The organism is Streptomyces sp. NPDC034670 (assembly GCF_055574875.1).
This window is the reverse complement of the sequence record NZ_JBVITR010000047.1, coordinates 17,707-29,431: the sequence shown is the minus strand read 5'-3', so window position 1 is coordinate 29,431 and position 11,725 is coordinate 17,707. Positions and strand designations below refer to the sequence as shown.

Annotated in this window: 12 protein-coding genes; 1 reads left to right on the top strand and 11 read right to left on the bottom strand. The window is 73.5% G+C overall.

Annotated features, from left to right (window positions below; genetic code table 11):
• Positions 1-126: 126 nt before the first annotated feature.
• The 11 genes from yajC to pgsA form a co-directional block, all read right to left on the bottom strand.
• Entirely contained in the window at positions 127-621 is a 495-nt protein-coding gene (gene yajC, locus ACZ56B_RS25880; protein WP_468795265.1) for a preprotein translocase subunit YajC, read from the bottom strand.
• A 166-nt stretch (positions 622-787) separates the two neighbouring features.
• A complete protein-coding gene (gene ruvB / locus ACZ56B_RS25875) occupies positions 788-1,858 on the bottom strand; it encodes a Holliday junction branch migration DNA helicase RuvB (RefSeq protein WP_468795262.1) in 1,071 nt (356 codons plus the stop codon).
• A 28-nt stretch (positions 1,859-1,886) separates the two neighbouring features.
• Positions 1,887-2,492, bottom strand: a complete 606-nt coding sequence (gene ruvA, locus ACZ56B_RS25870) for a Holliday junction branch migration protein RuvA (RefSeq protein WP_468795259.1) — start codon at positions 2,490-2,492, stop codon at positions 1,887-1,889.
• Positions 2,489-3,019, bottom strand: coding sequence for a crossover junction endodeoxyribonuclease RuvC (gene ruvC, locus ACZ56B_RS25865; RefSeq protein WP_468795257.1), 531 nt, complete (start codon positions 3,017-3,019; stop codon positions 2,489-2,491). The genes ruvA and ruvC overlap by 4 nt, the downstream gene beginning before the upstream one ends.
• Positions 3,020-3,143: 124 nt before the next feature.
• Positions 3,144-3,896 (bottom strand): YebC/PmpR family DNA-binding transcriptional regulator, encoded by a 753-nt coding sequence (locus ACZ56B_RS25860; RefSeq protein ID WP_468795254.1) that lies wholly within the window; start codon positions 3,894-3,896, stop codon positions 3,144-3,146.
• 48 nt (positions 3,897-3,944) lie between these two features.
• The gene (gene pdxT / locus ACZ56B_RS25855; RefSeq protein WP_468795252.1) at positions 3,945-4,556 is read right to left on the bottom strand and encodes a pyridoxal 5'-phosphate synthase glutaminase subunit PdxT; all 612 of its coding nucleotides are present in this window, start codon (positions 4,554-4,556) and stop codon (positions 3,945-3,947) included.
• 7 nt (positions 4,557-4,563) lie between these two features.
• Positions 4,564-5,475, bottom strand: a complete 912-nt coding sequence (pdxS, locus tag ACZ56B_RS25850) for a pyridoxal 5'-phosphate synthase lyase subunit PdxS (RefSeq protein ID WP_468795249.1) — start codon at positions 5,473-5,475, stop codon at positions 4,564-4,566.
• Between the two features lie 137 nt (positions 5,476-5,612).
• Entirely contained in the window at positions 5,613-6,155 is a 543-nt protein-coding gene (locus tag ACZ56B_RS25845) for a LemA family protein (protein ID WP_468795245.1), read from the bottom strand.
• 195 nt (positions 6,156-6,350) lie between these two features.
• Positions 6,351-7,556, bottom strand: coding sequence for a glycosyltransferase family 4 protein (locus ACZ56B_RS25840; protein WP_468795242.1), 1,206 nt, complete (start codon positions 7,554-7,556; stop codon positions 6,351-6,353).
• The gene (locus ACZ56B_RS25835; protein WP_468795239.1) at positions 7,553-8,482 is read right to left on the bottom strand and encodes a phosphatidylinositol mannoside acyltransferase; all 930 of its coding nucleotides are present in this window, start codon (positions 8,480-8,482) and stop codon (positions 7,553-7,555) included. Before ACZ56B_RS25835 ends, ACZ56B_RS25840 begins: the two co-directional genes overlap by 4 nt.
• On the bottom strand, positions 8,479-9,207 hold the full coding sequence (pgsA, locus tag ACZ56B_RS25830; protein WP_468795236.1) for a phosphatidylinositol phosphate synthase: 729 nt from the start codon (positions 9,205-9,207) through the stop codon (positions 8,479-8,481). Before pgsA ends, ACZ56B_RS25835 begins: the two co-directional genes overlap by 4 nt.
• A 232-nt stretch (positions 9,208-9,439) precedes the next feature.
• Here pgsA and ACZ56B_RS25825 point away from each other — a divergent pair, with 232 nt between their 5' ends.
• Positions 9,440-11,638 (top strand): elongation factor G-like protein EF-G2, encoded by a 2,199-nt coding sequence (locus ACZ56B_RS25825; RefSeq protein WP_468795232.1) that lies wholly within the window; start codon positions 9,440-9,442, stop codon positions 11,636-11,638.
• The last annotated feature ends 87 nt before the right edge of the window (positions 11,639-11,725 follow it).

The window sequence follows — 11,725 nt, the reverse complement described above, 5'->3', positions numbered from 1 at the left end:
TCTTTTTCTCTCGCGCTCGGGGGGCGGTGGGGCGGTGGGGTGGTGGTGTAGGGGAAAGAGAGGGTCTGTCGGAGCGCAACCCCCCCCCCCCCCCCCCCCGGGACACGCATGCTCCTTCTGCTTCTCTTACTTCGCCTCGGAACCGCCGTCGGTCTTCTTCGACGGGTCGTCCGCCTTCACGTCGTCGGCGGTGGCGTCGGCCGGCTCGTCGGCCGCGTCCTTCTTGCCGAGGTCGACGGGCTTGTCGTCGGAGGCGGCCGCGCCGGCCGGCTCCTCGGTCCCGGTGAGGGAGGAGGCGTCGTCGGGGACGACGTCGGCGTCGGACTTCAGGTCGTGCTCGATGCCGTGCACGATGCGGTTGTACTCGTCGTCGCTCAGGACGGCGCCGATCGAGTTCTTGGCGAACATCAGCTCCACGCCCGGTCCGGCGTCGAGGAGGACCGTGTCCTCGTTGACCTCCTTGACCGTGGCGTACATGCCCCCGATGGTGCGGACGCCGGAACCGGGCTGCATCTGGTTCCGCATCTCGATGGCCTCTTGCTGCTTCTTCTTGGCCGACCGGGTCATCAGGAACATGGCCCCGATGAGCACAATGAACGGGAGGAGGGTCAGGAGACTCACGGGTCGGAACTTCCTTCACACGACCGCGCTGGAGAACGGCCTGTTGGTTGGGGGTGGTGTGATGCCGCCGACAACGGTGGCACCGGCGGAGTCTAGGCGAGTCCGCGCGCAGGGAACAACGCTTGGCGTGGCACCGGGGTTCCTGCCGGGGCCGCCGCCGTCGCCGTCACGCCCCGAACAGGTCCCCTTGTCCGTTTCCGGGGGTCCCCGAGCGGGGCGGGGTGAGGCCGAGGTGCGCCCACGCCGCCGGGGTGGCGACCCGCCCGCGCGGGGTGCGGGCGAGCAGGCCCTCCCGTACGAGGAAGGGTTCGGCCACTTCCTCCACTGTCTCACGCTCCTCCCCGACCGCGACGGCGAGCGTGGAGAGGCCGACGGGGCCGCCGCCGAACAGCTTGAGCAGGGCCTGGAGCACCGCGCGGTCGAGCCGGTCCAGTCCGCGGGCGTCGACCTCGTAGACGGCGAGGGCCGCCGCGGCGATCTCCTTGGTGATCAGGCCGTCCGCCTTGACCTGCGCGTAGTCGCGGACGCGGCGCAGCAGGCGGTTGGCGATCCGGGGCGTGCCGCGGGAGCGGCCGGCGATCTCGGCGGCGCCCTCGGTGTCGATCTCGACGTCGAGGAGGCTCGCCGAGCGGTGGACGACCCGCTCCAGCTCGGCGGGCTCGTAGAACTCCATGTGCGCGGTGAAGCCGAAGCGGTCGCGCAGTGGCGGCGGCAGCAGGCCCGCCCGGGTGGTGGCGCCGACCAGGGTGAAGGGGGGCAGTTCGAGGGGGATGGCGGTGGCGCCGGGGCCCTTGCCGACGATGACGTCGACACGGAAGTCCTCCATCGCCATGTACAGCATCTCCTCGGCGGGCCGGGACATGCGGTGGATCTCGTCGAGGAAGAGGACCTCGCCCTCCTGGAGGGAGGAGAGGATCGCCGCGAGGTCCCCGGCGTGCTGGATGGCGGGGCCGGAGGTGATGCGGATGGGGGCGTCCATCTCGGCGGCGATGATCATCGAGAGGGTGGTCTTGCCGAGGCCCGGAGCCCCGGAGAGCAGCACGTGGTCGGCGGTGGCGCCCCGCGCGCGGGCGGCGCGCAGCACCAGGTCGAGCTGCTCGCGGACCTTCTCCTGACCGATGAACTCGCCCAGGTCCTTGGGCCGCAGGGCGGCCTCGACGGCCTGGTCCTCACCGTCGGCGGACGCACCGACGAGCCGCTCGGCGGCGGGGGCGTCGGTCGTGTCGTCCCAGTTCATGTGCGTGTGCCTCAGCTCTCCGTACGGGCTATCGGGCGCGGTTCAGCGTCTGCAGGGCCGCCTTCAGCAGCGGGCCGATCCGGGGTGTTCCCCCGGCGGCCTCCGCCTGGGGCGTCACGGCGGCCACCGCCTCGTCGGCCTCGCGGGTCGCGTACCCGAGGCCGATCAGGGCGGCGTGCAGCTGGTCGCGCCAGCCGCCGCCGGACGGGGCGCCGGCGGCCGGCGCGCCGACCGGTTCGCCCAGGCGGTCCTTCAGCTCCAGGAGCAGCTTCTGGGCGCCCTTCTTGCCGATGCCGGGCACGGCGGTGAGGGCCTTCTCGTCGGCGGTCGCGACGGCGCGGCGCAGGGCGTCCGGGGTGTGCACGGCGAGCATCGCCTGCGCGAGCCTCGGGCCCACGCCGCTCGCGGTCTGCAGCAGCTCGAAGACCTGGCGCTCGTCGTCGTCGGCGAAGCCGTACAGGGTCAGCGAGTCCTCCCGCACGACGAGGGAGGTGTGCAGCCTGGCCGGCTGGCCGACGCGGAGCGCGGACAGCGTGTTCGGCGTGCAGTGGACGGCCATGCCGACGCCGCCGACCTCGACGACCGCGGTGTCGGGGGCGAGGGCGGCGACGGTGCCGCTGACGAAGGCGATCATGCCGTACGGCCTTTCGTTGCGTGCAGGGCGACCGCCTGCTGGAGTCGGTTCTGCGCGGGGGCGCGCCAGATGTGGCAGATGGCGAGGGCGAGGGCGTCGGCCGCGTCGGCGGGCTTCGGGGGCGCGGCCAGCCGAAGCAGCCGGGTGACCATGGCGCCGACCTGCGCCTTGTCGGCGCGTCCGGAGCCGGTGACGGCGGCCTTGACCTCGCTGGGGGTGTGCAGGGCGACGGGGATGCCGCGGCGGGAGGCGCACAGCAGGGCGACGGCGCTGGCCTGGGCGGTGCCCATGACCGTGCGGACGTTGTGCTGGCTGAAGACGCGCTCCACGGCCACGTACTGCGGCTGGTGCTCGTCCAGCCACTGCTCGAGGCCCTCCTCGATGGCGACCAGGCGGTGGCCGAGGTCGGCGTCCGCCGAGGTGCGCACGACACCGACCCCGAGCATGGTGAGCGGCCGGCCGGCGACGCCCTCGACCACGCCGACGCCGCACCGGGTCAGCCCCGGGTCCACCCCCAGCACACGCACGCCCGGCCCCTCTCCTTCGCTCGCCTGTTCGTGCAGGCTATCGGGTGCCACCGACAACGTGGACAAGCCGACGGGCCGACGGGTGCGCCCCGTCGGCCCGTCGAGTCGGCCGAGGCCGGCGGCGCTACGCGCCGACCTTCTCCATGATCTCGTCGCTCACGTCGAAGTTGGCGAAGACGTTCTGCACGTCGTCGCTGTCCTCCAGCGCGTCGATCAGCTTGAAGATCTTCTTCGCGCCCTCCTCGTCCAGTTCGACCTGCATGGTCGGGACGAAGTTGGCGTCGGCGGACTCGTAGTCGATCCCGGCGTCCTGGAGGGCGGTGCGGACCGCGACCAGGTCGGTCGGCTCGCTGACGACCTCGTAGGACTCGCCGAGGTCGTTGACCTCCTCGGCCCCCGCGTCCAGGACCGCGCCGAGGACGTCGTCCTCGGTCAGCTCGCCCTTGGGGACGATCACCACGCCCTTGCGGTTGAAGAGGTACGACACCGAACCCGGGTCGGCCATGGAGCCGCCGTTGCGGGTCATGGCGACGCGGACCTCGGAGGCGGCGCGGTTGCGGTTGTCGGTGAGGCACTCGATGAGCACCGCGACGCCGTTCGGACCGTAGCCCTCGTACATGATCGTCTCGTAGTCGGCGCCGCCGGCCTCGAGGCCCGCGCCGCGCTTGACCGCGGAGTCGATGTTCTTGTTGGGGACCGACTGCTTCTTGGCCTTCTGGATGGCGTCGTACAGCGTCGGGTTGCCCTCGGGGTCGGCACCGCCCATCCGGGCCGCGACCTCGATGTTCTTGATCAGCTTCGCGAAGAGCTTGCCGCGCTTGGCATCGATGACGGCCTTCTTGTGCTTCGTCGTGGCCCATTTAGAGTGGCCGGACATCTGCCTGTCTCCTTCGCGTAACCCATCTCTGCAGCGGACGCAGGAATCCTACAAGGACTCGCCCGCCCGCCACGCGCGCACCGTTTCGACGAACAGGCCGTGCACGCGGTGGTCGCCGGTCAGTTCCGGGTGGAACGACGTGGCCAGGGCGTTGCCCTGGCGGACCGCCACGATGTGTCCGTCGTGCTCGGCGAGCACCTCGGCCCCGGCTCCGACGGACTCGACCCAGGGGGCGCGGATGAAGACGCCCTCCACCGGACCGCCCGCGACGCCCTCGACGTCGACCGCGGCCTCGAAGGACTCGTTCTGCCGTCCGAAGGCGTTGCGGCGCACGATCATGTCGATGCCGCCGACGGTCTCCTGGCCGGAGCGCGGGTCGAGGATCTTGTCGGCGAGCATGATCATGCCGGCGCAGGTGCCGTAGACGGGCATGCCGTCGCGCACGCGTGCGCGCAGGGGTTCCATCAGGCCGAAGAGCACGGCCAGTTTGGAGATCGTGGTGGACTCGCCGCCGGGGACGACCAGGCCGTCGACCTCGGCGAGTTCCCCGGGGCGCCTGACCGGCCCGGCCACGGCGCCGGCCGCGGCCAGGGCCACGAGGTGCTCCCGTACGTCGCCCTGGAGGGCCAGGACGCCCACGACAGGTGCTTCTTCGGTCATCAGCGGGTCACCAGCCGCGGTTGGCGTAGCGCTCCGCCTCGGGGAGGGTGTCGCAGTCGATCCCGACCATGGCCTCGCCGAGGTTGCGGGACGCGTCCGCGATGATCTTCGGGTCGTCGTAGAAGGTGGTCGCCTTGACGATGGCGGCGGCGCGCTTGGCCGGGTCGCCGGACTTGAAGATGCCGGAGCCGACGAAGACGCCCTCGGCGCCGAGCTGGCGCATCAGCGCGGCGTCGGCCGGGGTGGCCACACCACCGGCGGAGAACAGCACCACCGGCAGCCTGCCGAGCTCGGCGACCTCCTTGACCAGCTCGTACGGGGCGCGCAGCTCCTTGGCGGCGGCGTACAGCTCGTGGTTGTCGAAGCCGCGCAGCCGGGCGATCTCGTTCTTGATCTGGCGCAGGTGGCGCACGGCCTCCACGACGTTGCCGGTGCCGGCCTCGCCCTTGGAGCGGATCATGGCGGCGCCCTCGGCGATGCGGCGCAGGGCCTCGCCGAGGTTGGTGGCGCCGCAGACGAAGGGGGTGGTGAACGCCCACTTGTCGGAGTGGTTGACCTCGTCGGCGGGGGTGAGGACCTCGGACTCGTCGATGTAGTCGACGCCGAGCGACTGCAGCACCTGCGCCTCGACGAAGTGGCCGATGCGGGACTTGGCCATGACCGGGATGGAGACGGCGTCGATGATGCCCTCGATCATGTCCGGGTCGGACATCCGGGCCACGCCGCCGTCCTTGCGGATGTCGGCCGGGACCCGCTCCAGGGCCATGACGGCGACGGCGCCCGCGTCCTCGGCGATCCTCGCCTGCTCCGGTGTGACGACGTCCATGATCACGCCGCCCTTGAGCTGCTCGGCCATGCCGCGCTTCACGCGCGCGGTGCCGGTCTCGGGACCCTGGTTTTCGGAGAGCGTGCTGGACACGAATGACCTCGCTGAGGGGGAAGGGGGTTCCTGCAGCACCGAGGAAACGTGAGCGGACCGGTCCACAGCAAGGGCCAATGGAGAGGCGGTGGATCCTTTTCGGTGGGCGACGGACCCGCGGGGGCCGGGTCCCGCCGCTACGCCGCCCGCTCCGTCAGGGCCGCCGGCGGTTCGTCGTCCATCTCGAAGGCCATCGGGAACGGCGCGTGTCCCGCCAGCCGGAACCAGCGCACCTTGCGGTGCCGCCGCAGCGCCCGCGCCGCCCGCACGGCGTCGTTGTGGAAGCGGCGGGCCATGGGCACCCTGCGCACCGCCTCGGCCAGTTCCAGGGCCGCCTCCTCCCCGCCGGGCGCCGCCCTGACCGCGTCCACCTGCTGCGCCTCGGCGAAGACCGCGCGCAGGGCCTGGCTCAGCTCGCTCTCGGCGACCTCGCGCTGTTCCTCCACCGCCTGCCGCGCGGCGTGCGCGGCCTCGTAGAGCACGATCGAGGCGGCCGGGTCGAGCACTCCGGAGGTGGCCAGCTCCTGGGCGACGGAGGCGCGGCGCAGCAACTGCGCGTCGAGCGCGGCCCGGGCGGCGTCGATGCGGGCGTGCAGCCGGTCCAGCCGCCCCGCCGTCCAGCTCAGGTAGAGGCCGATCACGACGAGGGCGACGAGGATCCAGATGAGGGTTGCGGTCACGGGCGGCAAGGCTACCGGGGCGCTCCGCCGGACCCGGTGGGGCGCCCGGGGGCGGACGGCGGCGCCGGCGGGGACGCCGCGGGCCCGGGCGCGGTCCCCGGGGATCTCGCCCCCGGCCCCCCGCCCCGGCCCGGGCGGCCCCGGCCCCGGTCACCGGACGGGCCGGATCCGCGGGTCCCCGCCGGTCCCCCGCCGTCAGTCCCGGGTCAGCCCCCACCGCGCCCGCAGCCCCGTCGTGCGGTCGTCCGCCGCCACCGCGGCCGCCCCGGCCGTCACCGTCTCGTAGACCGACAGGATGTCCGCGCCGACGGTGGACCAGTCGAAGCGGCGGACGTGGGCGCTGCCGCGTTCGCGCAGCTTCGCGCGGCGCCCGGGGTCCGCGAGGAGGCGGACGGCGGCCTCGGCGAGCGCGTCCGCGTCCTCGTTGGGGAACAGTTCGCCCGCCGTCCCCCGGTCGAGGACCTGCGCGAAGGCGTCCAGGTCGGAGGCGAGCACCGGCGCGCCCGCGGACATGGCCTCGACCAGGATGATGCCGAAGCTCTCGCCGCCGGTGTTGGGCGCCACGTACAGGTCGACGCTGCGCAGGAGGCGGGCCTTGTCCTCGTCGCTGATCATGCCGAGGAACTCGACGCGCGGGCGCAGTTCCCGCGGCAGCGACGCGACCGCCTCCTCCTCGTCGCCGCGGCCCGCGACCAGCAGCCGGGTCCCCGGGCGGGCGGCGAGGATCTTCGGCAGGGCCCTCATGAGCACCGGCAGGCCCTTGCGGGGCTCGTCGATGCGGCCTATGAAGCCGATGGTGCCGCCCGCCCCGTCCCCGTCCTCGGCGAGCCCCCGCGCCTCCCGCGACTGCCACTGCGGACGGGGCTCGGCCCTGGCGAAGAAGTCGACGTCGACGCCGTTCGGGATCACCACCGCGTCCCCGCCCAGGTGCTCGACGAGGGTCCGGCGGGCGTACTCGCTCACCGCGATCCGGGCACTGATCTTCTCCAGGGCGGCCTGCAGGATCGCGTACGCGGCGATCATGGCACGGGAGCGCGGGTTGGACGTGTGGAAGGTGGCGACGATCGGCCCCTCGGCCGCCCAGCAGGCCAGCAGGCCGAGCGAGGGCGACGTCGGCTCGTGGATGTGGATGACGTCGAACGCGCCCTCGTGCAGCCAGCGCCGCACCCGTGCGGCCGACAGGAAGCCGAAGTTGAGCCGGGCCACCGACCCGTTGTACGGCACCGGCACCGCGCGGCCCGCCGAGACGACGTACGGGGGCAGCGGGGTGTCGTCGTCGGCCGGGGCGAGGACGGACACCTCGTGCCCGAGGCGGACGAAGTACTCGGCCAGGTCGCGGATGTGGAACTGGACGCCGCCCGGCACGTCCCAGGAGTACGGGCAGACGATGCCGATCCTCACGCAGTCCCCTCCCGGTCCTTCTCGGGGCCCCGCGCGGGGTCGAGGTCCTCGACCCACAGGCGCTGCAGCATGTGCCAGTCCTCCGGGTGCTCGGCGATCCCCGTGGCGAAGGCGTCGGCCAGCGCCTGGGTCATGGCGGACGTCCTCTCGGCGCGCGTGCCCGACGCGGGGACCTCGACCGGCGGGTGGACCCGGCCCCGCATCACGGGCGAGTCGTCGTACCAGAGCGTCGCCGGCAGCAGCCGCGCACCGGTGTGCTGGGCGAGCAGGGCGGGGCCGGCCGGCATCCGGGCGGTCTCGCCGAAGAAGTCGACCTCGACGCCGGAGGCGGACAGGTCCCGGTCGGCGACCAGGCAGACCAGTCCGCCGTCGCGCAGCCGCCGGGCCAGCGTGCCGAAGGCGGTGCCGCCGCTGTGCGGGAGCACCTCCATGCCGAGGCCCTCGCGGTAGGCGACGAACCGGTCGTACAGCGTCTCCGGCTTCAGGCGCTCGGCGACGGTGGTGAACGGTATGCCCAGCTCCGTGGTGACCCAGGCGCCGGCGAGGTCCCAGTTGGCCAGGTGCGGCAGCGCCAGGACGACGCCCTTGCCGGCCGCCAGACCGTCGGTCAGGTGGTGGAGGTCCTCGACGGTGACGCCGGCCCTGACGCGCTCGGCGCTCCAGGCGGGCAGCCGGAAGGACTCCATCCAGTAGCGCAGGTACGACCGCATGCCCGCGCGGGAGAGTTCGGCGAGCCGGGCGGGGTCCGCGTCCGGCACCACGCGCGCGTAGTTGCCCTCCAGGCGCCGCACCCCCTCGCCGCGCCGCTTCCAGGCGAGGTCGGCGATGGTCCGGCCGAGGCGGACGGCGGCCGGTTCCGGGAGCCGCTTCACCGTGCTCCAGCCGGCGCCGTACAGGGCGTCGGTCAACCGCTCCCGGGCGCTCACGTCGCGGCCTCGCTCCCCCGGGCCCGGTCCCCGGCCCCGGCCTCCGCCTCGGCGGACTCCCGGCGCACGGTGACGACCCGCTGGACCAGGGTGACGAGGCTGCCGGCCGCGACGATCCACAGGGCGACGGGCAGCAGGTGCCGGATGCCGGGCACGCCGAACGCGTGCAGGCCCGCGAGGCCGGCCGCGACCAGCGAGATCACGAGCCGCTCGGCCCGCTCGACGAGCCCGTTGACGGCGACCGGCAGGCCGATCGACTCGCCGCGCGCCTTGGTGTACGACACCACCTGGCCGCTGGCCAGGCAGAAGATCGAGACGGCGCACAGGACGTCGTTGTCGCCGCCGCCCGCGTACCACAGGGCGAAGCCGCCGAAGATCGCGCCGTCGGCGACCCGGTCGAGGGTGGAGTCCAGGAAGGCGCCCCAACGGCTGGAGCGGCCCAGTTGGCGGGCCATGTTGCCGTCGACGAGGTCGGAGAACACGAACAGCGTGATCACGACCGTGCCCCAGAAGAACTCGCCCCTCGGGTAGAAGACCAGCGCGCCCGCGACCACACCCGCGGTGCCGATGAGCGTGACCGTGTCGGGGCTGACCCCCCGACGGATGAGAAATGCGGCGAACGGTGTGAGGACACGCGTGAAGAACGCACGCGCGTACTTGTTCAGCATGGCTTTCCCGACGGTCGGTGTGGCCGCGTGGCCCCTGCTGGCCACCGGCGGGCCCAATCGTAGCCACGCGCGCGGGCGGGCGGCCCCGGGGCACCCGGGCCGGGGCCCGGCCGGGCGGTGGCCCGCCCGGCCGTGAACGGCACGCACGACGGGACGGCGTCCTTCGTATGGACGCGCCGTGACGGGAGTGGAAAGCTCGAAGGACCGCGGGCGTCGCCGGAGCCGCACCGCACGCGGATTCCGCGGGTCCGCGCCCACAGCGACCTCACCGTGCACGGGAGGCAGGATCATGGGCGACAAGGCGCACACACACCCCGGAGCCGCCGGCAGGGCACAGGCGGCCGACCACCCCGCGTCCGTACGGAACGTGGTGCTGGTCGGCCCCTCCGGCTCGGGCAAGACGACCCTGGTGGAGGCTCTCGCGCTGACCGCGGGAGCGGTGAACCGGGCGGGCCGCGTGGAGGACGGCGGCACCGTCTCCGACTACGACGAGATCGAGCACCGGCAGCAGCGCTCCGTACAGCTCTCGCTGGTGCCCGTCGCCTGGGACGGCATCAAGGTCAACCTGCTGGACACCCCCGGATACGCCGATTTCGTCGGGGAGCTCAGGGCCGGTCTGCGGGCGGCGGACGCGGCCCTCTTCGTCGTCTCGGCCTCGGACGGCGTGGACGGCTCGACCCGGATGGTGTGGGACGAGTGCGCGGCGGTCGGCATGCCGCGCGCCATCGTCGTCACGCACCTCGAGGCGGCCCGCGCGGACTTCGAGGAGATGACCCGGGTCTGCGCCGAGGCCTTCGGCGGCGACGACCCCGACGCGGTGCTTCCGCTGTACCTGCCGCTGCGCGGTCCGGAGGGGCCCGACGGGCACGCGCCCGTGACGGGGCTGGTCGGACTGCTGTCGCAGAAGCTGTTCGACTACTCCACCGGCGAGCGCGAGGAGCACGAGCCCGACGAGGAGCGGCTGCCGCTGCTCGAGGAGGCCCGCGGCCGGCTCATCGAGGGGATCATCGCCGAGAGCGAGGACGAGACCCTCATGGACCGCTACCTCGGCGGCGAGCAGGTCGACGTCAAGACACTGATCGAGGACCTGGAGCGGGCGGTCGCGCGCGGGGTGTTGTTCCCCGTCCTGGCCGCCGCCCCCGCGGCCGAGGGCGCCCGCCAGGGACTCGGCACGGTCGAGCTCCTGGACCTGGTCACCAGGGGTTTCCCGACCCCGCTGGAGCACGGCACCCCACGCGTGACCACCGTGGACGGCCGGCCGCGCGGGCTTCAGCCGTGCGATCCCGGCGCCCCGCTGGTCGCGGAGGTCGTGAAGACCTCCTCCGACCCCTACGTCGGCCGGATCTCGCTGGTCCGGGTCTTCTCCGGCACCCTGCGCGCCGACCAGACGGTCCACGTCTCCGGGCACGGGATGGCCGACCGGGGCCACGAGGACCACGACGTCGACGAGCGGATCGGCGCCCTGACCACGCCGTTCGGCAAGCAGCAGCGGCCGGTGCCGCACGTCGTCGCGGGCGATCTCGCGTGCGTGGCGAAACTGAGCCGCGCGGAGACCGGGGACACCCTGTCCGCCAAGGACGACCCGCTGCTCGTGGAGCCGTGGGAGATGCCCGACCCGCTGCTGCCGCTGGCCATCCGGGCGCACAGCAAACCCGACGAGGACAAGCTGTCGCAGGGGCTGGCCCGGCTGGTCGCCGAGGACCCGACGATGCGGCTGGAACAGAACCAGGACACGCACCAGGTGGTCCTGTGGTGCCTGGGCGAGGCGCACGCGGACGTGGCCCTGGAACGGCTGCGCAGCCGCTACGGCGTCCGGGTCGACGTCGTGCCGCACCGGGTTCCGCTCAGGGAGACGTTCGGGAGCAGGGCCGCCGGGCGCGGCCGGCACGTCAAGCAGTCCGGCGGGCACGGGCAGTTCGCCATCTGCGAGATCGAGGTGGAGCCGCTGCCGGGCGGCTCGGGCATCGAGTTCGTGGACAAGGTGGTCGGCGGGGCCGTGCCGCGTCAGTTCATCCCGTCGGTCGAGAAGGGCGTGCGGGCCCAGGCCGCCAAGGGGGTCGCCACGGGACATCCGCTGATCGACGTGCGGGTGACGCTGCTGGACGGCAAGGCGCACTCGGTGGACTCCTCCGACGCCGCCTTCCAGACGGCGGGCGCGCTGGCGCTGCGGGAGGCGGCCTCGGACGCGAGGATCCACCTGCTGGAGCCGGTGGCCGAGGTGAGCGTCCTGGTCGGCGACGACTACGTCGGCGCGGTGATGAGCGACCTGTCCGGCCGGCGCGGCCGGGTGCTCGGCACCGAGCAGGCGGCCGCCGGGCGCACGCTGATCAGGGCCGAGGTACCGGAGATCGAGATCGGCCGGTACTCCGTCGACCTGCGCTCCCTCTCGCACGGCACCGCCCGCTTCAGCCGCCGGTACGCGCGGCACGAGCCGATGCCGCCGCAGGTCGCCGAACGGGTCCGCGAGGAGGCGCGCGCCGCCTCGTAGCCGGCGGTCGGGGGGGGGGGGGGGGGGGGGGGGGGGTGGGGGGGGGGGGGGGGGGGCGGGCCCCCCCCCTCTCGCCCCGCGGTCGGC

Coding starts and splice junctions, on each gene's coding strand:
- ruvB (WP_468795262.1), bottom strand. CDS start 1,858: ATGAACTGGGACGACACGACCGACGCCCCCGCCGCCGAGCGGCTCGTC.
- ACZ56B_RS25825 (WP_468795232.1), top strand. CDS start 9,440: ATGGGCGACAAGGCGCACACACACCCCGGAGCCGCCGGCAGGGCACAG.
- pdxT (WP_468795252.1), bottom strand. CDS start 4,556: ATGACCGAAGAAGCACCTGTCGTGGGCGTCCTGGCCCTCCAGGGCGAC.
- ACZ56B_RS25860 (WP_468795254.1), bottom strand. CDS start 3,896: ATGTCCGGCCACTCTAAATGGGCCACGACGAAGCACAAGAAGGCCGTC.
- ruvA (WP_468795259.1), bottom strand. CDS start 2,492: ATGATCGCCTTCGTCAGCGGCACCGTCGCCGCCCTCGCCCCCGACACC.